The sequence below is a fragment of the Halopseudomonas sp. L-58 genome (assembly GCF_056859475.1).
Window position 1 is genome coordinate 34,712 of sequence record NZ_JBSXON010000085.1, and the last position, 21,614, is coordinate 56,325.

Below are 21,614 nucleotides of genomic sequence, written 5' to 3' on the forward strand. Positions count from 1 at the left end.
CATCACCTTGAGCGAGCGGATGCAGTCTGGTTCACAGATTCCGCCCCACCAACAACACCGGCACACATCCTGAATAGAACCTCAATAAATACTCACAACCTATTGATTTTATTTAATTTAATAACCAGCGAAGCGGGTAGAAAACTGATAAATCTCCAGTCGTAACGCGAACCCGATCACAGGGTGGCCGTTTGGCAGCCCCGCACCAGCTCACTAGCATGCGCCAACCCGGTTCGATTCGACCAGGCTGGGCGGACAGGGGGTCCGTCGGCACCCAGGAAAGGAAACCAGCATGGCATCAGTCGCTGTCACACCCGGCAACCGCCCCGCCGCAGACCTGCCCGATCTGCGCGACTGCGACGCCTATGTGCGACTGGAGCAGGTATTCTCGCTGCTCGACTCTCCACACCAACAGCCCCAGCCTGATTGGCAGCAGCTGGCCGATACTGCCAGCGATCTGCTTGCGCGGGGCATGGACCTGCGCGTTGCCGGCTGGCGAACGTTTGCGCTGATTCGGCTGCAGCAACTCGAGCAGGCAGTTGGCAGCCTGCAGCAGATTGCCAGCGCTCTCAGCAGCGCCTGGGAAAGCAGCCTGCCGGCGAGGGAGCGCGCCAGACTGGCAGCGCTGCAGTGGCTCCAAAGGTCGCTGGTGCGCCAAGCGAGCGCCTTGTGCTGCGCCAAGCACGAGCTGCCCGTGCTGCAAAGTGCGATGCACGCCATTGGTTCAGCCCTGCATGCCCACTCCGTGCCGCTCAGCAAGGACTGGCATCAGTTGGCAGGCAGCCTTGCACCAGCAGCGAGCGAGCGCACGGAGAGCGCAGCGCCGGAACCGGCCTCATCCGCTCCCAGCCGGGAGCCGGCCCCAGAGCGCGACTCAATCGGCAACGAACGCGCGGCGCAACAACAGCTACGTCGCCTGCAGGAAGCGGCGACGCCCCTGCTGCAGTGGTGGCTCAGCCAGCCAGATCAGCGCGTCAGTGCACTGCAGATGAGCCGCTGCCTCACCTGGGGCGGCATTGGGCAACTCCCCCGGCACGACGAACAGAAGCATACCAGCCTGCGTCCACCCCCGGCCGAACGGATCAAGCACTATGACACGCTGTGGCAGCAGCAAGAGTACGCCCGGCTGTTGCACAACCTCGAAAACAGCTTGCGCAAAGCGCCGTTCTGGCTCGACGGGCACTATCTGGCCGCTCGCTGTTGCCACGCCATGGACGATGCCAACGCGGCGTCAGTCATACAGGCCCATACCCGGTCGCTTGTGCAGCGCCTCCCCGGCCTGGAATGCCTGTGCTTCGACGATGGCAGCCCTTTTGCCAGCCGGGCCACCCAAGCCTGGCTTCAGCCCCCCGCGGATGCACAGCAGCAGAGCCAGCCAGATAACGCTACGGAGGGCGACACCGCCGCACCGCTGCGCTCCTCTGTCCCGGCTGATACGGCCATGCCGGCAGGCCAGACCGACGAGCGCCAGCGCGCGCTGTCACGGCTGCAATGGGCCCGCCGGCTGCTGGCCAACGCCCGACACCGGGAGGCAGAGGCCATGCTGGAGCCGCAACTGGCGCAGCTGCAGCAAAGCATGCCGCTTGCCATCTGGGACAAGCAGCTACTCAGCGAGACCCTCCAGCTGTTGCACCAGAGCCTTGTCCCACGGCGCGACAGCACCAGTCAAGAACGCTGCCAGGCGTTGCAGCAACAGCTGCACTGGCTGAGTTTCCAAGATCCCCTTGAGCAGGCCACCCGGCCTGAACCGCATGGAGAAGCCCTATGACAAAAGACACCACGGTCGCCCCGCGCGAGCGCATCAACGTGACCTTCACCCCAAACACCGGTGACCAGCAACAGGAGATTGAACTGCCCCTGAAGCTGATGGTGCTGGGTGACTTCACCCAGCGCCGGGACGAACGCAGCATTGAGCAGCGCAAGCCCATCGCAATCGACAAAAACAGCTTCGAGGATGTGCTGGCCAAACAGGATCTGCGCCTGACCTTCAATGTTCCCAATCGATTGCAGGAGGAGGACGCCGACAGCGAGTTGCCGGTCGAACTCGACATCCGCTCGATGTCCGACTTCAACCCGGCCAGCGTGGTCGAACAGGTCCCGGAACTGCGTCAACTGATGGAGCTGCGCGAAGCCCTGGTCGCCCTCAAGGGGCCGCTGGGCAACACACCGGCCTTCCGCCAGGCAATTGAAGCGCTGCTGCGCGACGACCATTCACGTGAACAGATCCTGACCGAACTCGGCCTCCCTCCGACCCCGTGACGCACCCTACAGGAGCCCTCTCCATGCAAAGCCAATCCACCGCTCGGGCAAACAAGCCGGTGACCAACGGCAGTCTGCTCGACCGCGTTATCGCCGAAACCCAGCTGCCCCGGGAGGACGAGTCCTATGCGATCGCCCGCCGGGGCGTGGGCGCCTTCATCAGCGAACTGCTGAAACCCCACAACCGCCAGGAGCCAGTCAAGAAGGCACTGGTCGACCGGATGATCGCAGAAATCGACAGCAAGCTGAGCCGTCAGGTTGACGCCATCCTGCACCATCCCGACTTTCAGCAGTTGGAGTCGGCCTGGCGCGGCCTGAAGCTGCTGGTTGCGCGCACCGACTTTCGGGAGAACATCCGCATCGAGCTGATCAATGCCTCCAGAGATGATCTGCTGGATGACTTTGAAGACAGCCCGGAACTTGTGCAGTCCGGTCTTTACAAACACGTATACACGGCCGAGTACGGGCAGTTTGGTGGGCAGCCGGTCGGCGCCATGATCGCCAACTACCAGTTTGGTCCGGGTACGCGGGATATTCGCCTGCTGCAACAGGTGGCCGGCGTGGCCGCCATGGCACACGCCCCGTTCATCGCAGCAGCCGGCCCCGCCTTCTTCGGACTCGAGAGCTTCCACGGCCTGCCCGACCTGAAAGACATGCAGGACCATTTCGAGGGCCCGCTTTTCAGCAAGTGGCAGGGGTTCAGGGAGAGCGAGGATGCACGCTATGTCGGTCTGACGCTGCCCCGTTTCCTGCTGCGCACACCCTACGACCCTGAAGACAATCCGGTCCGTAGCTTTGCCTACCGCGAAACGGTCAGCGACAGCCATGAAGACTACCTGTGGGGCAATGCTGCATTCGCCTTCGCCAGCCGCCTGACCGACAGTTTCGCTCGCTATCGCTGGTGCCCCAACATCATCGGCCCGCAGAGCGGTGGCGCCGTTGACGATTTGCCATTGCATCATTTCTCCAGCATGGGCGAGATTGAAACCAAGATCCCCACCGAAGTGCTGGTCTCGGACCGTCGAGAATACGAGCTGGCAGAAGCCGGTTTTATTGCCCTGACCATGCGCAAGGGCAGCGATAATGCGGCGTTCTTCTCCGCAAACTCGGCACAGAAACCCCGCTACTTCGGCAACAGCGCCGAGGGCAAGGCAGCCGAACTCAACTTCAGGCTGGGTACGCAACTGCCCTACCTGTTCATCATCAACCGCCTGGCCCACTATCTGAAAGTGCTGCAACGCGAGCAGATCGGCGCCTGGAAAGAGCGCACCGACCTGGAGTTGGAACTGAACCGCTGGATTCGCCAGTACGTTGCTGACCAGGACAACCCGAGCGCAGAGGTGCGCGGGCGCCGACCACTGCGGGCTGCCTCCATCGGCGTCGAGGATGTTGCCGGCCAGCCGGGCTGGTATCGGGTCAGTCTCAGCGTTCGCCCTCACTTCAAGTACATGGGCGCCGACTTCACGCTGTCGCTGGTCGGCAAGCTGGATCGCGAATGATGACCAGGCCCGGATACGGCTCCTTACTGGAGCGCCTCAGCGGCAGCGACCGGTCCCGCTCCGGTCTGCCAGGCGCCGAGGCCGCCAGTGTCTCGGTGATGGCCCAGCTGGCGCGCATGCTCAGTACCCGCGCCGGCAGCGTACAGATGCTGCCCGACTACGGCCTACCCGAACTGAACGATATGCGACTGACGCTGCATGACACCCGGCAGCAGGCACGCGCGGCGATAGAGCGCTTCATCAGCCGTTACGAGCCGCGTCTGCGCGAGGTGCGGGTCAGCTGTCTGCATGATGCTAGTGACCCGCTGCGCCTGGCCTTCATCATCAACGCCCGGCTCAACTTGCCGGAGCTGCAGCAGCCAGTCACCTTCAGTGTGCAACTCGACGGCCAGGGCAAGGCTGCAGTGACCCTGCAGCGAGACGACTCCGACAGTTGAATCCACCATGACCTTCAATCACTACTTTCAGAGCGAGCTGAGTGAACTGCGTGAGCAGGGCCGGCGGTTTGCCGAACATCACCCCGCGCTGGCGCCCTACCTCGCCGGCACCAGCACCGACCCGGATGTAGAGCGGCTGCTTGAGGGCGTTGCCTTTCTTACCGGGCGCCTGAGGCAAAAACTCGATGACGAGTTGCCCGAACTGACCCACTCGCTTATGCATCTGCTTTGGCCCAACTGCATGCGCCCCATGCCGGCACTGGCCATGCTGCAGTTCGAACCGTTGCAACGACCGCTCAAGGCACTACCCATTGCACGCGGCACCGGGGTGGAGTCACGCCCTGTCGACGGTATTCGGTGCCGCTTTCGCACAACCAGTGCGGTGACCTTGCTGCCCGTCGAACTGGCAGGCTGCCGTTACCAGAGCCATGCTAGCGGCGCACGCTTGACCCTGACACTGCAGATGACCTGCGAAGGCAGCCTGACAGACCTCGATCTGCGCCGACTGCGCCTGCACCTGAACGGCAATGCCTATTCAAGCCGTCAGCTGTACCTGCACCTGTGCCGCCATCTGGACGCCATTACCCTGCAGCCGCTCGATGCGGCAGGGCAACCGCTGACTCAACAACCATCACTCACCCTGCCCGCCGACCACCTGCAGCCCTGCGGTTTTGCGACTGAGGAAACCCTGCTGCCGGATACCGATCAGGGGTTCAACGGCTATCGGCACCTGCAGGACTACTTTGCCTTCGCCGAGAAGTTTCTGTTTGTCGAGCTGAGCGGCCTTGAGCGCGAGGTCACGCCGGACAAACCTCTAATGCAGCAGGCACGCGGGCTGCGCATCGAATTCGACCTGCACCATCCGGACTGCCGCCAACTGACGCCAGACACCGATATGGTGAAGCTTTACTGCACACCTGTCGTCAACCTGTTCAGCCACGACGCCAGCCCGGTCAGACTCGATGGCCGACAGGATCGTTACCTGCTGCGCCCTGCGGGCCTTGCACCAGCCCAGTGCGGCGTCTTTTCGGTCGATCGGGTAACCGGCTGGAAGCCGGGCGGCATGGGTTACCGGACCTACGTTCCGTTCGAATCCTTCGAGCACGACCACACACTCGCAGGCCCCGATGCATCGCCGCACTACAGCTTGCGACAACTGCCGGCTCTGGATGGCGAACATCTGGAAACCCACCTTTGCTTCGGCCTCCAGCAGCAGGATCAGCAGGAAACCCTGTCCATTGAGCTGACCTGCACCAATCAGCAGTGGCCTGGCAAGCTGGCCCAGGGCGATATCTGCCATCCCTGCGAGGGCACGCCCGAGTTTGTGCAGTTTCGCAATATCGGGCGCATTACCCCAAGCTATGCACCGGCGCTGCACCGCCAGGGGTTGTGGCAGTTGATCAGCAGCATGGCGCTCAACTACCAGACGCTGGAGAACATCAGTGCCCTGCGCGAAGCACTCAGCTGTCACGACCTGCCAAGGCACTGCGACCAGAACGCAGCCAGGGTCAGCGAGCGCCGTCTGAACGCGCTGCGCTCGGTGCGGCACCGTCAGACCGACCGTCTGTTTCGAGGGCTGCCGATACGCGGCGTGCAGTCGGAACTGGAGATTGACGCAGAGGGCTGTAACGGCTCCGGGGAACTCTTTCTGTTTGGCTCGGTGCTGAACGAATTTTTCGCGCAGCATGCCGGCATCAACACGTTTCACGCCCTCTCCATCATCAGCTTGCAGGGAGAACGCTACCAATGGGTACCGCGTCTGGGTCACCAGCCCCTGTTCTGATTCGCCTGCAACGGGACATCCAGCATTACAGCCTGTATCAGGCACTGCTATGCCTGCTGGATCAACTGCAGCAGAGCTATCCCGGCGAGACGCCGGAAGCGCACTACCGACGTGTCCGTTTTTGTGCCAACCCGGGATTGGGGTTCGCTGCAAGGGACATTGAACAACTGCAGATTGAACACGACGAGCACGGCCTGTATTTCGTCCTGCAGCTGAACCTGATCGCCCTCAGCGGTGCCAGTTCACCCCTGCCTGCCCACCAGGTTGAGCTGGCGCTGGGTGATGATCCGGGCTGCGGCAACGTCAGGGCCCTGTTCGACCTGTGCAATAACCGTCTGCAACGGCTGCTGTTGCCGATCTGGCAGAAGTATCGCTACTACAGCCGCTTTCGCAGCGGCGCCAGCGACCGGTTGTCCGGCAGCCTGCTGGCTCTGGCCGGCTTGCACAATGCGCCCGATAGCGGCCCCCTGCAGGCCCACCGTCTGCTGCCCTGTCTGGGGCTGATCAGCGGCAAGGCTCAGTCGGCCGACAGTATCGCGGCGGTGCTGCGTCAGTACTTCCGCTCTCCCTCAATCACACTGGAACAATGCCTGCCCAGACAGGTTTCCATCCCGGACGAGCAACGCTCGGCGCTCGGCCGCAACAACAGTACTCTCGGTAATGAGCTGATCCTGGGCAGCCATATCATGTCCATCGCCGGTGCATTTCGAGTGCATCTGACGCAGCTCGACTGGAACGACTTCCACCGATTCCTGCCACCCGGACAGGATCACCAGACACTGCATAACCTGCTCGCCTTTCTGCTGCGCACGCCGCTGCAGTACGACCTGCGACTGCAGCTGCAGGCCAGCGAGGTGCGGGCCCTGCAGCTGGGCAGCCGCAACACCTGCCGACTCGGCTGGACAACCTGGCTGGGCAGCCCGGCCGGCGATCCCGCCATTCTTCTCTGTTCCACGACCAAGGACGGTCTGCATGATTGCAATTGATATTCACCAACTTGTCAGCCTGCTCGATAGCGAGGTACACAGCGCCCTTGAGCGCGCCGCCGAACAGTGTCTGCAACGCGGCAGCGCCAACGTGGAGCCGGAAGACCTGATCCGGGCCCTGCTGCAACAGCGCGGCAGCCTGCTGCATCAGGTGCTTGCTGTCAGCGAGATTGACGCCGATGCACTGCTCGCCAGCTGCCATCCACCAACCCAATACCAGCAGAGCGGCCGCAACCCGAGCTTGTCCGGCACTCTGGTCAACTGGCTGCAACAGGCACTACTGGTCGCCACCACCGAGCTGCAGCAGCAACGAATAAACCTGCACGCACTGCTGCTTGGCTGGCTGCGCAACCCTTTGCTGCACCCTGATCCCCTGGCGCCGCTCAGCATTGATCAACTGCAGCAGTTGGCCAACGCGCAAGACACCAGCCCTCAGGCCGACACATCACTGCTCAAGTCCTACACCCACGACCTGACAGAACAGGCGGAGGAAGGCGCTCTGGACCCGGTCCTTGGGCGCGAGCGCGAGATCAGGCAACTGGTCGACATTCTCTGCCGACGTCGCAAAAGCAACCCGATCATCATCGGCGATGCCGGGGTTGGCAAAAGCGCACTGGTCGAGGGGCTGGCACAGCGGCTGGTCGCCGGCAGTGTCCCGGAATCGCTGCTCGGCTGGCGACTGCTCAGTCTTGATCTGGGTCTTCTGCAGGCAGGGGCCGGTATGCGCGGTGAGCTCGAACGACGCCTGCAAGGCATACTGGCAGCCGCTGCCGACCCTGATAACCGGGTCATTCTGTTCATCGATGAAGCCCATACGCTGATCGGCCATGGCGGTGATGCCGGTACTGCCGATACCGCCAACCTGCTAAAACCCGCCCTGGCGCGCGGCACGCTCAAGGCCATCGCCGCCACCACCTGGAGCGAGTATCGGCGTCATATCGAAAAGGACCCGGCTCTTGCACGCCGCTTCCAGCCCTTGCAACTGCGCGAGCCCAGCCCATCCGACGCGATAAGCCTGCTGCGCGGACTGGCGCCTCGCTATGCCGAAAGCCACGGACTGCATGTAAGAGACGAGGCGGTTGTGGCAGCGGTCGAGCTGGCAGTCCGCTATCTGGCCGACCGCCAACTGCCTGACAAAGCCCTGGATCTGCTCGATACCGCATGCGCGAGAACGCGGGTAAACCTTGCAGCCGTGCCCGCTGCGCTGGACCACCTGAAGGCACAACAGGCTGACCAGGCACGCCAGCGCGAATCGATCGAGCGCGACCGACAACTCGGACTGCCAACCGACCCTTCCCTGCTTGAACATCTGAACCAGCAACATCAGGCCGGCACCGATACCCTGCAAAATCTGCAGCAGCAGTGGACCGCACAGCGGGAGCTGGCGCTGCAACTGGTCGGCTTGCGTCATCAGCGCGAGGCGCCGCATGCCGAGCTGCGCCAGGCGCTGCAAGACCTGCAACAGGCGCCGCAACCGCAACTGGTCTGCGCCGAGGTCGATCGCAATGCGATTGTCGAAGTAGTACATGAGTGGACAGGCATCCCGACCGCACAACTGAGCGGGCACTACCACGAACGCATCGCCCGTTTCGGGGAACACCTGCATGAGCGGCTGCATGGTCAACCCGAGGCGGTAGAGCAACTGAATCGCAGCCTGCGTGCCAGCGCACTGGGCCTGTCCCGCCCGGACCGTCCTGCCGGCGTATTTCTGCTCACCGGTCCGAGCGGCGTAGGCAAGACGGCAACCGCGGAGGCCATTGCCGACCTGTTGTATGGCGGAGACGCGTTTCTTACTGTGATCAACATGGGTGAGTATCAGGAGCGCCATAGCCTGGCCCGGCTGATCGGCGCTCCGCCCGGCTACGTGGGCTACGGTGAAGGCGGCCAGTTGACCGAAGCGGTACGTCGCCGCCCTTACTCGGTGATCCTGCTGGACGAGGTCGAGAAGGCCGATCCGCAGTTGCTCAATCTGTTCTATCAGATCTTCGACAAGGGCCTGGCGAACGACGGTGAGGGTCGTGAAATCGACTTTCGCAACACGCTGATTCTGCTTACCTCCAATCTTGGCAGTGAGCACATTGAACGACTCTGTCGCGACGCTGAACGCCCTACCCCTGAGCAACTGGTCGAAGCCATCCACCCCCATCTGAACGCTCATTTCAAACCGGCGCTACTCGCCCGCATGCGTGTTTTGCCCTACTACCCGCTTGCAGCGCAAAGCCTGCAATCCATCGCCAGTCAGCGCCTTCGCGCGCTGCAGCAGCGTATGCAGGCGCGTGCGATTGGGTGCCGGTTCGATCCCCGGCTGCCTTCACTGATTGCCGAGGCGTGCAGCAATACGGGTGGCGCTCGTCATATTGAGCGCTGGCTTGAAGAGCGTCTGATAAGCCCCATCGCAGATAGGCTGCTGCAGAGCGACGAGCCGAACCACTGTGCACTGAACCTGTACGCCCGGGTTGACAACGAAGGAGAGGTGACCTGTGAGCTCGCGTGAAATGCTGCCGTTCAATGCGGCAGCTGCCGTACCCGATGTGGCAAGCGTACTGACCGGACTGAGCGCGCTCGCGCAGTGCCAGAGCGCCGCCGAGCTGCAGCAAAAGCTGGTCGGATGGCTCGCAGAGCTGGGCAACTGCGCGCTGGTTCAGCTGTATCTGCTCGACGCCAGCCATAGCCGGCTGCCGCTGTGTTGCCAGTGGCTGGACGGCCAGCTCGGTGGCGAGCACGGCGAGGATGGCCTGACGGCACCGTTGCTTGCCTACAGCCTGAGCCAGAACACCCCGCTGCAACTGGACGAACTGGATCGCAGCCTGCATGCAACCCCCTTCCTGCCGGCGAGTTCGGCTGCCTGGCGCAGCCTGCTGTGTCAGCCCATTCTGGATCGCAGACAGCAAGTGGGCGGGCTGCTGGTGCTGGCCAGCCGGGCACGGGGTCTCGGCAGAGCACTAACCCTGCCGCTGGACATGGTCGGCAATATTGCGTTGGCGCAACTGCACGCAATGCAACAGGCCGAGCTGGCGCTGCAGGCACCCGATCTGCCACTGCCCGAGCCGGCAACAGCCAGCAAGCTCGGCAGTTTCGGGCTGATCGGTGAGAGCCCCGCCATGCAGCAGGTATACCGACTGATCAGCAAGGTACTGCACAACCCCGTCACGGTGCTGCTCGGCGGCGAGACCGGTACCGGCAAGGAGCTGGTCGCCCGCGCCATCCACGATTACGGCTCACGCCGCAGCCAGCCCTTTATTGCTCAAAACTGCAGCGCGCTGCCCGAGCAGCTGCTGGAAAGCGAACTGTTCGGCTACCGCAAGGGGGCCTTCACCGGCGCCAACCAGGACCGGGAAGGGCTGTTCGACGCGGCCAATGGCGGGACCTTGTTTCTGGACGAAATCGGTGACATGCCGCTGGCCCTGCAAGCCAAGCTGCTGCGGGTGCTGCAGGAGGGAGAGGTGCGACCGCTTGGCAGCAACCAGAGCCATCGTGTCGACGTCCGTATCGTCGCCGCCACCCACCAGGATCTGTTCAGTCAGGTCGAGCAGGGAGGGTTTCGTGAGGACCTTTACTACCGCTTGAGCCATTTCCCGATCAGCCTGCCGCCGCTGCGCGAGCGCGGCAGCGATATCCGACAGCTTGCCCTGCAGTTTACCCAAGAGACCTGTGCCTTCCTGCAGCGCTCGCACTGCCGCTGGTCAGACACCGCGCTGGCCTACCTCGCGACTCAGCGTTTCCCTGGCAATGTGCGTGAACTCAAGGGATTGATCGCCCGGGCTCTTTTGCTGTGCGACGGCAACCTGCTGCTACCGGAGCACCTGGACCTGCCCAACACGCCAACCCAGGCTCACCGCCTGACGCTGCGCGAACAACTGGAGGAGGTAGAGCGCAACCTGCTCAACGAAGCCCTGCAACAGCACAACGGCAATCAGACCCTGACCGCCCGGATGCTCGGTTTGCCCAGACGGACCCTGCTCTACCGCATGCAGCGGCTCGGCGTAGCGCTGCGGCCACGATCACAGGCTCAATGCCTACCAAAATAGTATTGCGCCGCGGGTATATTCAACGTCTCATGGCCTCTGGACCTCGCCATGGAGTAACCATGCAACTGCCCAAGGCAACCCTGCTGACCACGCTCGCCATGCTGGCCTTTGCCGGCAATTCGGTGCTGTGCCGGCTGGCGCTGGACACAACCGCCATCGACCCGGCCAGTTTCACCAGTCTGCGGCTGATCTCCGGCGCCGCTGTGCTGTGGCTGCTGGTAACGCTGCGCGGCGGCGGCGCCTTCAGCCACGGTAGCTGGCCCTCTGCGCTGGCGCTGTTTGCCTATGCCGCAGGCTTTTCCTGGGCGTATATCCACCTGGATGCGGGCCTGGGCGCGCTGCTGCTGTTCGCCGCGGTACAAGTCACCATGATCGGGACGAGCGTTGCGCGCGGTGAGCGGCTGACGCTGCCGCAGCAGGTGGGTATGACGCTGGCGCTCCTGGGCCTTATTGCCCTGCTGCTGCCCGGTTCCAGCGCCCCGCCCTTGCCAGCCGCGCTGAGCATGCTGGCTGCCGGTATTGCCTGGGGCATTTACTCGCTGCGCGGACGCGGTGCCAGCAACCCTACCGCGGTGACTGCGGGCAACTTTCTGCGCGCGGCACCGCTGGCCATTCTCCTCAGTCTGGCGCTGCTGCAGAGCCAGAACCTGGACAGCCAGGGGGTGCTCTATGCGCTGGCCTCCGGCGCTGTTACCTCGGGGCTGGGCTACGCTGTCTGGTACGCCGCACTGCCGCATCTGCGCGCCAGTGTCGCGGCAACCGTACAGCTGAGTGTGCCGGTCATTACCACACTCGGCGGCGCGCTGTTACTGGCCGAACCGCTGACCCTGAGGCTGCTGCTCGCATCGGCGATGATCCTCGGCGGTATCGCGCTGGTGTTGCGCAAACAGGTGGCCAATAACTGAACCTCGGGGCATGGCCGTCGTCACAATGCCTGGCATAAAACATCCTGCCTGATGCAAGATGGGCAACCGCCCCGCCCTGTCGCCTGCCTCCGAGGAAGGATTCCATGCAACTACTGTCCCGCCGTGCGACCTGGCGCATCGCATCCGTTACCCTGCTGCTAACCGTTCTGGTTATCGCCTGCAGCGCCGTTCAGACCTACCCGCACGCCGAACCGGTGGTGGCGACGCACCAGAGTTTCGACTATCAGCGCGACATCAGGCCGATTCTGGAAACCAGGTGCATGGCCTGTCACGGCTGCTACGACGCCCCCTGCCAGCTCAAGCTGACCAGCGCCGAGGGCATTGAACGCGGTGCGTCCAAGAAGCAGGTCTACGACGGCACGCGAATTGACGACGCCGAGCCGACTAGACTGGGTATTGATGCCGACAGCACCGAAGCCTGGCGGCAAAAGGGGTTTTTCTCGGTATTGCATGACGCCAACGCCGGCGCAGCCCAGCAACTCGACGGATCACTGCTTTACCGCATGATCGAGCTGGGCCACCGCAACCCGTTCCCGGCCGACAGCACACTGCCGGAAGCGATCAAGATCGGCACCAAACACACCTTCAGTTGCCCTTCCCCGGGCACCTTTGACGACTACGCCGAAGAGAACCCGCACGGCGGAATGCCCTATGCCACCAGCGGCCTGAGCGATGAGGAATTTGCCACCCTCAGTCGCTGGATCAGTGAAGGCGCGGTCACTGCGCCACAGCCCTGGAACCCATCGGCACAGGAGCAGGCAAGCATCGAGCGCTGGGAAACCTTCTTCAACCAGCGGGGTGCCCGAGAACAACTGGTCTCACGCTACCTGTTCGAGCACCTGTTTATCGCCCATCTGCACTTCCCCGACATCGCCGGCAGCAGCTTCTATGAGCTGGTGCGCTCCGCAACGCCGCCGGGCCAGCCAGCCGAGCCACTGGCCACAGTGCGCCCCAATGACGATCCGGGCCAGCCGTTCTACTACCGCTTGCGCCCGCTGCGCGAAACGCTGGTCGAAAAGACCCACATCACCTATGCCCTGGATGCTCAGCGCATGGATCGCTGGCAGGAACTGTTCCTGCAGAACGACTGGGCCGTTGCCACCCCGCCCGGTTACGCCTACGCAGAACGCTCCAACCCGTTTATCACCTTTACCGCCATTCCGGCCAGGGCGCGCTATCAGTTCATGCTCGATTCGGCGGAGTACTTCGTTCGCTCCTTTATTCGCGGCCCGGTGTGCCGCGGCCAGATCGCTACCGATGTCATTCGCGACCAGTTCTGGACCGTGTTCGAAGATCCGCAGCAGGAGGCCTACGTCAATGATCCGCTCTATCGCAGCCTGACCACGCCACTGCTCGGCCTGCCCGGGCAGGACAGCGATCTCTCCGCGCTGGGTGCGGCGTGGCTGGAGTACAGCAGCAAACGCAATCGGTATCTGACGCTGCGGCACGGCTATTATGCCGAGCGCAAACCCGCCGGGGCCGATATGGCCGAGATCTGGGACGGCGACGGCCACAACCGGGACGCGCTGCTGACCATCTTCCGCCACCACGACAGCGCATCGGTGCGCCGTGGGCTATGGGGCCAGGTGCCGGAGACCATTTGGGTCATGGACTACCCGCTGCTTGAGCGGACCTACTATGAGCTGGTCGTCAACTTCAACGTGTTCGGCAGCCTGTCGCACCAGGCTCAGACCCGGCTGTATTTTGACCTGATTCGCAATGGCGCCGAGCACAATTTCCTGCGTTTTGTCCCGGCACAGGCCCGCAAGGCCCTCTACGAGCAGTGGTATCAGGGCCATGCGCTGCTCAAGGACCGCATTGCCTACGCCGATGTCAGCCTCGATACCCCGGTCGCCATCCGCTACACAGAGGAAGATACCCGCAGCAACCCCGCTGTCATGGCCGCCTTCACCCGACAACTGATGGCCCGTGCAGATACGGTAGACAGCGGCCCGGACACCCTGAACCGTTGCCCGCAGAACACCTGTCAACGTCCGGAGCTGAGCGACCAGCAGCGCCACATCGATCAGCTCCTGCGCCCGCTCGGGCAGGGCACCGCTGCCAACGTTCCGGTCATTGCACTGCTGCCGGAGGTCAGTTTCATGCGTATCCATGATGGTAAGCAGCGCTGGGTATACACCCTTGTCCACAACCGCGCCCACAGCAACGTCGCCTTCATGTTCGGTGAAGACGCCCGTCTGCAGCCGGAACGTGACACGCTCACACTGATGCGCGGCACGCTCGGCAGCTATCCCAACTTCAGCTTCGACATTCCCCTGCAGCAACTGCCGGATTTTGTCGCCGCCTTGCGTGCCACACGCGACGAAGCAGGGCTGGGCGCGGTCGCCGCCCGCTGGGGTGTGCGTCGCACCAGCCCCCACTTCTGGGACATCATGGCGGACTTCAGACGCTATGTTGAGGAAACCGATCCGTCCCAGGCAGGTCTATTCGACATCAATCGCTACCAGAACCTGTAAACCCGACATTCCACGCAGCCCCACGGCTGCGTGGATGCGGACAACCGCAAAAACGGGTTTACACTGAGGACACGGCCGGTCGACGAAAACACGGCCACACAGAAGAGGATTCTCCATGCTGCTTTCCCCGTCACGTCTGCTGCTTGCTGCAGCCTTCGGCTGGCTGCTGGCGGGCTGCGCCCATAACGCCGCCCCGGAAGACGACAGCACGCCCGCCACCACGGCAGAACAGCAAGTAGTGCCACAGACCCGGCAGGTGAGCGGAGCGATAAGCTACCGCGAGCGTATTGCCCTGCCGCCGGGCAGCGTCGCCCACGTCCGACTGCTGGATGTGTCACGCGCTGACGCCCCGGCCACCGTGCTGGCCGAACAAAAAACCACGCTGATCGGCATGTCGGTTCCGGTGCCGTTCGAGCTCAAGGTGGAACCCCGCATGTTTCTGCCGCAGGCGACCTACACCGTGTCCGGCCAGATTCGCGGGACCGACGGAAAGCTGCTGTGGACTACCGACACCCACTACCCCATTGACCTCAGTCAGGCGATCAACGACCTGGGCACCCTGATGATGATCAAGGTCAGCGGGCGGGTGCCTGACGACGCCGAGGTGATTGATGTCAGCACCCTGCTGCCACTGCAGGCACGGGGTAACGAGCCCGGCTGGATGCTGACCATCGACAGCGAACGGATGCGCCTGACCCGTCAGGACAGCAGCGCCGCCCAGCTTACACCGACGCCGACAGCAACCCGTCAGGGCGACACCATACGCCTTGATGCCGGGACGACACATCAGATGGTTGTCGAGATAACCCCGGCGCTGTGCCACGACAGCATGACCGGCATGCCATACCCCTACCGGGTTCGGGTTCAGCGCGAAGCGACGGAGCTGACCGGCTGCGGCGGTGCGCCGGAAGCCCTGCTGACCAAACACACCTGGAAAGTGCAGCATATCGATGACAAGGCAGTGCAAAGCGACACCCCGGTAACCCTCAGCTTCACCGCGGACGGGCGTATGGGTGGTCAGGGTGCCTGCAACGGCTTTTCCTCCGGCTATCAATTAACCGGAGAGAACCTCACCACCAGCGCGATTGCAGCCACCCAGAAAGCCTGCATGGATGAGCTGATGGCTCAGGATCAGGCGTTGTTCGACGTGTTGCAGCAGCTGTCGCGCTTCGATATCGATGCGCAGGGCCATCTTCTGCTGATAACGGCAGATGGCCGCAAGATCGTCGCAGAAGCCCTATAACATCAGCTGCAGCATGGACAGTCAGGCCGCTATCGGGCATTATGCCGGCGCCAATGACCCTGTACTCCGCAGGGTCAATCCCGCCATACCGAGGTACCCGCATGAGTGATCTGCCCCAATGCCCTGCCTGTCAGTCCCCCTACACCTACCAGGACGGCTTGATGTTCATCTGCCCGGAATGCGCCCATGAATGGTCGGCAGAGACAGCAGACACCCAGGCCGCCAGCGACTCGGGTATCAGGGATGCAAACGGCAACCCGCTGCAGGACGGTGACACAGTGACCGTGATCAAGGATCTCAAGGTCAAGGGCTCATCGCTGGTGGTCAAGGTCGGCACCAAGGTCAAGAACATTCGTCTGGTCGACGGCGATCACGATATTGCCTGCAAAATCGACGGTATCGGCGCCATGAACCTCAAGTCCGAGTTCGTCAAAAAGGTCTGAGCCCCGTTAGCGGCGAAAGCGCACGTGCTGACGCAACGGGCTTTCGCCGCGCCAGACAAACCCTTCCCAGTAATAATGCATAAACGAGATCAACAGGATTGCGATCCCGATGACGGCATGCTGCTGATGGGTATTGAGTAGCCAGGCGATCAGAATCGACGCCGCGGGCAGCACCACGAACGGCGTCACACCGGCCGCGGGCAGCCAGCGATACAGCCAGCCTGTTGCGGTACGCGCCTGGCGATTGCGGTCATGGGTGATGTACACGCTGAATGCGGTCAGATCATGTATCAGGCGCGGCATCAGGATCACCAGCAAGGTGTACCCCAACTGATTGATCATCAGTGCACTGACCAGCAGCGCACCATTGGCCCAGATAAACCAGCACCCGAGGCGCCCTTCGCAAGCCCCCGCCAACCGCCAGGTCAACAGCAGCAAGATCACACAAAGGGCACCAGCCAACCCGGCCAGCAACGCATAGACATCCGTGCCGGCGACCCGAAAATGCCCCAGATACTGCCCCCCATAAACGTTCAGATAGATCGCCAGACCCGCGGCGACGGCTACCCACTTCCAGAAACGAAACAGGCGTCCTGGCCTGCGCCCGCTCAGCACAAGGGCAATGCCCAGCTGCTGCGACAGCACATGCAAGACGGTAAAGCCGGCAAAGAACACAAACAGCAACTGATAGCTCAGCGGTTGCGGCCCATACCATCCGACCAGACAGATCAGCAGAAATGCCAGCAATGCCGGTAGCAATTGCCGACGGTAATGCCGCAGGTAGGCGCGATCCGACAGCGTCAGTGCGCTGGCGATGATATGCGGCAGGCCGAACAGCAGCGCCCACAGAGCCCAGTCATTGGGATCGTCCGGCAGCAGGTTGTGCAGCAGTGCTCGCTGCAACACCAGCGCATCGAACGCGATGACGGCAAACGAAAGCGGGATAACCGCATAGAGCGCCAACAGCCAGCGCCCATCAACGTAATGGAAAGAAGGATCGGATTGCACGGCAGGCCCGCATGAACAAGTGTGCGACCTACTTGATCACACCCTGCCCTGCGCGCCCATCACCCGAAACAGTGAACCTCAGCCCACCACCAGCGTTGCCAGCCAGGCAACCAGCAGCGAACAGACCACGATAATCGTCAGCGGCTTGCGCAGCGCCGGGTACCAAACCGGCGCGACCCCGTGATTGACCGCCCAGATGTCGGCAAAATACAACGCTGCAAAGGCGACCAGAATGACCGGCAACCCGAGGACGTTAGGCAATGCCAAGGCTACCCATCCGAGCAACGGCGGGATGACCGAAAGCCCCAGCTGAACAGGAGCCTTGTCGCTGTTCTCCTCGGCGCGCATCGCCAGGCCCCAGTGAATGGCGCCCATGAAGGCCAGAATGATGGCGGCATAGGCCAGCAGCTCCTCGAGCACCCTGTCGCGCCAGGCCTCGGGGGTGAGCCAAAGGCCCAATGCCCCGGTTACAAAGGGAATGAGCCCCGCCAGGCCAAGCCCTAACGCCAGACGAGGGGGACGCGTTGCGCCGAATGGATGCATGCAAACTCCGCTGCCAACTATGCCGGGATAGGCCCAATCGATTATAAGAGTCGACGCTTGACTGGCAAGCCCGCCGAACGCCGCCGTGGCAGATTGCGCAGCAACCGCTTGAGGTGCGCGCGCAGCAGCGCCGCATCAGCGTTACCACCCGCATACTGCTGGGCAACGAAGCAGTCAAAAAACGCTGCCAGCAGGTCAGTCTGCGAGGGCAGTGCGCACCCAATACGCTGCTGCCAGTCCCGCGGCCCCTCCCCGGCCTGCGCGCCAAGGCCAAGCGGGCGCAGACGCCGATCAAGCTGCTGCCAGGCGCGTTGCGCCGGTGTGCCGGTACGCCGGGCGGGCCGCAGCCAGAAAAACGCCTGTACTGCCATCAGGGTAAACACCAGCGCCAGCACAATCACACCGATCCGCTGCCAGTCGGCAGTGCCAAGCCAGCGTCGGAACAGGGCCAGCTGCTCCTCCGAACGAAAATTCAGCACCCGCCGCTGCCACTGATAGTTCAGATCATCCCAGCTAAGGCGCAGGCTGTTGAGCCAACTGACGCCGCGGTAGCGCGCTCCTGACAGCGGCGCCTCGGCGAGGAAGCTGCCTTCCTCGCGCATGGCCTCTTCCAGTCCGCGCTCGATGCGCGTGGGGGCAACCTGAAAAGTCGGATCAAAGGCGGTCCACCCGGTTCCCGGCAGCCACGCCTCAACCCAGGCATGGGCATCAAACTGATGTACCAGTAAATATCCACCCCTGGGATTCAGCTCGCCGCCCTGATAGCCGGTGACGATACGAGCCGGAATCCCGGCCGCACGCAGAACGAATGCCATGGCACCGGCGTAGTGCTCACAGAAACCACGGCGGGAATCGAAGAGGAACTCGTCATTGGCATGCTGGCCAAGCGGCGACGGCTGCAGCGTGTAATAGAACGGCTGTTCGGAAAAATGCGCCAGCACCGCCTGGATCAGTTGCGCATCACTGCCATACTCGGCACGCAGCTGTCGGGCCCAGGCACGGGCACGCGGGTCACCGCTGGGCGGCAGTTGCAGCTCACGGCGACGCTCACTGACCGAGAGCCCTTCCGGTTGCAGCAGGGCATCGCTATGGGCCGTGGCCGTATAGGCGAAGGTACCGCTGAGCGGCCGCAAGGCGCGCAAGGTGTCATCGGCCAGCCGGTTGACCTGGGGCGTACTGCTGACGCTCCCGCTTAAGCTATACAGCCAGTTGCGACCGCTGGGCTCGGCAACCACCTGATAAACGAGCGCAGCGCCTGCCGTACTAAGGGGGGGCACGGTACGCTGTTCCAGACGCTGATCGTAGGACCAGGTGCGCCCATCAAAGCGACTGAGTGTCAGGGCCCGCCAGTACAGGGTCGATGCCGGCGGCACCTGTCCGTCGAACTCAACCCGAAAGGCCAGCTCCGGCGACTGCGCCAGATTGGCGATGTCCGCCGGCGCCATACTCTCGGACAGGCCGGTGCGGGCGCTGCTGCCGGGTACATTGACCGACCACAGCGGTGCCAGCCGGGGAAAGAACAGAAACAGCACCAGCATCAACGGCAGCGACTGCAAGACCATAGCGCCGGCCCGGCGCAACGCGGCGGCCGGATCATTGCGCGCCGGGCTCTGCTGCAGGCCTACAAGCGCCGCTACCAGAATCAGCGCGCAGAATCCCTGGTAAAGGGCCAGCGGAATGCCCTGATCAAACAGAAACGCGGTCGCGACAATGAAGAAGCCGAGGTAAATCACCACCAGCGCGTCACGCGGGCTGCGCATTTCCAGCAGCTTGAGCATGAACAGCAGGAGCAGCAGCATCACGGTGGCATCCAGCCCGATCAGCGTGCCCTGGGAGAGATACACCGCCAGCCCGGTCAACAGCAGACCGCCTGCGCGCAGCAGACGCCCGGGGTAGCCCCAGCGCATACGCTGAATCTGCACCCGCCAAAGTGCACAACCCAGCCAGAGCACCGCGATCCACCAGGGCAGGCGGGGCAAATGCGGCACCAGTACCACCAGTTGGGCAATCAACAGCCAGGCAAGGCTGTTACGCGGAATCAACGCGGTCATCGCTGCGGCTCCAGACCATACAGCGCCAACGCCCGCAGGCACTGCTCACGATGCGCAGGGCCGAGCGCCGGTTCGATACGCTGGCCGGGCAGCCTCAGTCCGTAGGCGCGGCGAGCGTTCTCCAGCGCCAGCACCCAACCGGTCATTACCCCGAGCCGTTCCTCCAGATCACGACCGACCGCGCTGGTCAGGTCAAGCCACAGACTCTGCTGCTGCGGCTCGGCGAATATTTTGCTGTGCAAACCCTGGCCGCGCGACCAGGCGCGCCAATCGAGACGCCTGCGCGAATCACCCGGCTGATAGGCGCGCAGGCCCTGAAAATCGTCCACCCCTTCGACCAGCGCCTGATCCTGATCGTGCTCCGCGCCCTCCGGCGCACTGCCGCGCGGCAACGGGCGGCTGACCGGTCTGGGGTAGACCAGCACCTGCCAGTCCAGATCGACCAGACTCCAGGCCTGAAACCAGCCAAGCGGAAAGCGCGTCTCGACCCTCAGCCGCTCAAGTGTTAACCAGCCTCGATGATCGGTCGGGTAATACAGGGTCAGTGCCTGCTCGCCGCCGGCGGGCACATCAACCGTATGCAAGCCAGCCTTCGGCCAGCTCAGACGCAGTGCCTGATGTTCCCGCCGCGAGCTGCTGAGCACCAGGCCCAGCGGGGCCTGCTCCCCCGCAAACACCGGCCTGCCACCGGTTGCCCTGAGCTGCACCCCGGCCAGATTGCGGTAAGTATGATGCAGGGCCACCCAGAACAGGCTGAGCAGCGTGAAGGTCAGGCCGTATACCAGGCTGTTCTGATAGTTGATAGCGCCTACCAGCATGATCGCCAGCAGCAATAGAAAGCCAGCGCCGGCCTTGCCCGGAATAATGAAAATACGCCGGTGATCGAGCCGAATCTGCTGCGCGGGCGGTATGCGGCGGCGCAACCAGCCACGGTGCCACTGGCGCAGGCGCTCACGTATTGCGTCGCTCACACCGGCGACACCTCGCTCAGCAACCAGCGCGCCAGACTGTCGCCGCCATGCCCGGCCGGATCGTGGGTGGCGCGCAGACGATGGCTGACCACGGCAGGCAATACCGCCTGCACGTCTTCGGGAATGACGTAATTGCGCTGTTCCAGCAGTGCCCAGGCGCGGGCTGCGGCCAGCAGGCCCAAACTGGCCCGTGGCGACAGCCCCCAAGCGCAGGCGTCACTGTTGCGGGTGTGGTTGACCAGCCGCAGGATGTAGTCGATCAGCGCTTCACTGGCGGTAACCTGCGGCACCAGCGCCTGCAGTGCACAGAGCTGCTCACGACCAAGCACGGTTCTGATGGCGTCCAGGCGGACCCGGCGTGCATCGCCCTGCAGCAGGCTCTTCTCGGCCGCCTCGCTGGGGTAACCGAGCGACAGACGCATCAGAAACCGATCCAACTGCGACTCGGGCAGCGCGAAGGTGCCGGACTGGGAAACAGGGTTCTGGGTAGCGATCACGAAAAACGGATCGGGCAGCGGGCGGGTCGCCCCGTCAACCGTCACCTGGCCTTCCTCCATTGCTTCAAGCAAGGCGCTCTGGCTCTTCGGGGTCGCACGGTTGATCTCGTCGGCCAGCACCAGCTCGGCAAAGATGGGCCCGGGATGAAACACAAACTGGGCGGTATTGCGGTCAAATACCGAGGTGCCGAGGATGTCACCGGGCAGCAGGTCACTAGTGAACTGAATACGCTGGTAACTCATGCCCAGTACCCGGGCCAGCGCCTGCGACAGCGTCGTCTTGCCCATGCCGGGCAGATCCTCGATCAGCAGATGCCCCTTGGCCAGAATGCAGGCCAGCGCCAGCTTGATCGCCTGGGATTTGCCCAGCAGCACCTCACCTATGGCGTCCTGCGCCGCACTCAACACATCCTTCATGCTTACCTCTTCTCCGGGCTACCATGCCATGGTAGGTGCAAGCGCT

The 21,614-nt window shown here is 63.2% G+C and carries 17 protein-coding genes; 12 read left to right on the forward strand and 5 right to left on the reverse strand.

Features of this window, described 5'->3' with window-relative positions; all coding sequences use genetic code 11:
- The first annotated feature begins 292 nt into the window (after positions 1–292).
- From AC13EY_RS16890 to AC13EY_RS16945, 12 genes are all read left to right on the forward strand, one after another.
- Positions 293–1,768, forward strand: coding sequence for a TssA family type VI secretion system protein (locus AC13EY_RS16890; RefSeq protein WP_233049456.1), 1,476 nt, complete (start codon positions 293–295; stop codon positions 1,766–1,768).
- Positions 1,765–2,259 carry a type VI secretion system contractile sheath small subunit gene (tssB, locus tag AC13EY_RS16895; protein ID WP_228246242.1) on the forward strand — a complete coding sequence of 165 codons (495 nt, stop codon included), beginning with the start codon at positions 1,765–1,767 and terminating at the stop codon, positions 2,257–2,259. Before AC13EY_RS16890 ends, tssB begins: the two co-directional genes overlap by 4 nt.
- A 23-nt stretch (positions 2,260–2,282) precedes the next feature.
- Positions 2,283–3,758 carry a type VI secretion system contractile sheath large subunit gene (tssC, locus tag AC13EY_RS16900; RefSeq protein ID WP_228246241.1) on the forward strand — a complete coding sequence of 492 codons (1,476 nt, stop codon included), beginning with the start codon at positions 2,283–2,285 and terminating at the stop codon, positions 3,756–3,758.
- Entirely contained in the window at positions 3,755–4,195 is a 441-nt protein-coding gene (tssE, locus tag AC13EY_RS16905) for a type VI secretion system baseplate subunit TssE (protein ID WP_482890428.1), read from the forward strand. The genes tssC and tssE overlap by 4 nt, the downstream gene beginning before the upstream one ends.
- A gap of 7 nt (positions 4,196–4,202) precedes the next feature.
- Positions 4,203–5,978, forward strand: coding sequence for a type VI secretion system baseplate subunit TssF (tssF, locus tag AC13EY_RS16910; protein WP_482876888.1), 1,776 nt, complete (start codon positions 4,203–4,205; stop codon positions 5,976–5,978).
- Positions 5,942–6,964 carry a type VI secretion system baseplate subunit TssG gene (gene tssG, locus AC13EY_RS16915; RefSeq protein WP_482876890.1) on the forward strand — a complete coding sequence of 341 codons (1,023 nt, stop codon included), beginning with the start codon at positions 5,942–5,944 and terminating at the stop codon, positions 6,962–6,964. Before tssF ends, tssG begins: the two co-directional genes overlap by 37 nt.
- Complete coding sequence (gene tssH, locus AC13EY_RS16920) at positions 6,951–9,458, forward strand: type VI secretion system ATPase TssH (RefSeq protein WP_482876892.1); 2,508 nt, start codon at positions 6,951–6,953, stop codon at positions 9,456–9,458. Before tssG ends, tssH begins: the two co-directional genes overlap by 14 nt.
- A gap of 1 nt (position 9,459) precedes the next feature.
- Positions 9,460–10,992 (forward strand): sigma-54 interaction domain-containing protein, encoded by a 1,533-nt coding sequence (locus tag AC13EY_RS16925; RefSeq protein WP_482877040.1) that lies wholly within the window; start codon positions 9,460–9,462, stop codon positions 10,990–10,992.
- A gap of 59 nt (positions 10,993–11,051) precedes the next feature.
- Complete coding sequence (locus AC13EY_RS16930; RefSeq protein ID WP_482876894.1) at positions 11,052–11,897, forward strand: DMT family transporter; 846 nt, start codon at positions 11,052–11,054, stop codon at positions 11,895–11,897.
- Between the two features lie 104 nt (positions 11,898–12,001).
- Positions 12,002–14,395: a fatty acid cis/trans isomerase gene (locus AC13EY_RS16935; RefSeq protein ID WP_482876896.1), complete on the forward strand. Its 2,394-nt coding sequence runs from the start codon at positions 12,002–12,004 to the stop codon at positions 14,393–14,395.
- A 115-nt stretch (positions 14,396–14,510) separates the two neighbouring features.
- Positions 14,511–15,638, forward strand: a complete 1,128-nt coding sequence (locus tag AC13EY_RS16940; RefSeq protein ID WP_285676686.1) for a YbaY family lipoprotein — start codon at positions 14,511–14,513, stop codon at positions 15,636–15,638.
- A 101-nt stretch (positions 15,639–15,739) separates the two neighbouring features.
- Entirely contained in the window at positions 15,740–16,081 is a 342-nt protein-coding gene (locus tag AC13EY_RS16945) for a zinc ribbon domain-containing protein YjdM (protein WP_335598872.1), read from the forward strand.
- Positions 16,082–16,087: 6 nt separating this feature from the next.
- On the opposite strand, the gene AC13EY_RS16950 is transcribed toward AC13EY_RS16945, so the two are convergent.
- The 5 genes from AC13EY_RS16950 to AC13EY_RS16970 form a co-directional block, all read right to left on the reverse strand.
- On the reverse strand, positions 16,088–17,089 hold the full coding sequence (locus AC13EY_RS16950) for a hypothetical protein (RefSeq protein WP_482876898.1): 1,002 nt from the start codon (positions 17,087–17,089) through the stop codon (positions 16,088–16,090).
- A gap of 78 nt (positions 17,090–17,167) precedes the next feature.
- Complete coding sequence (locus AC13EY_RS16955) at positions 17,168–17,632, reverse strand: DUF3429 domain-containing protein (protein ID WP_088275318.1); 465 nt, start codon at positions 17,630–17,632, stop codon at positions 17,168–17,170.
- 41 nt (positions 17,633–17,673) lie between these two features.
- Entirely contained in the window at positions 17,674–19,683 is a 2,010-nt protein-coding gene (locus AC13EY_RS16960) for a transglutaminase TgpA family protein (protein ID WP_482876900.1), read from the reverse strand.
- On the reverse strand, positions 19,680–20,681 hold the full coding sequence (locus AC13EY_RS16965) for a DUF58 domain-containing protein (RefSeq protein ID WP_373315097.1): 1,002 nt from the start codon (positions 20,679–20,681) through the stop codon (positions 19,680–19,682). Before AC13EY_RS16965 ends, AC13EY_RS16960 begins: the two co-directional genes overlap by 4 nt.
- Positions 20,651–21,568, reverse strand: a complete 918-nt coding sequence (locus AC13EY_RS16970) for an AAA family ATPase (protein ID WP_269687611.1) — start codon at positions 21,566–21,568, stop codon at positions 20,651–20,653. The genes AC13EY_RS16965 and AC13EY_RS16970 overlap by 31 nt, the downstream gene beginning before the upstream one ends.
- Positions 21,569–21,614: the final 46 nt, after the last annotated feature.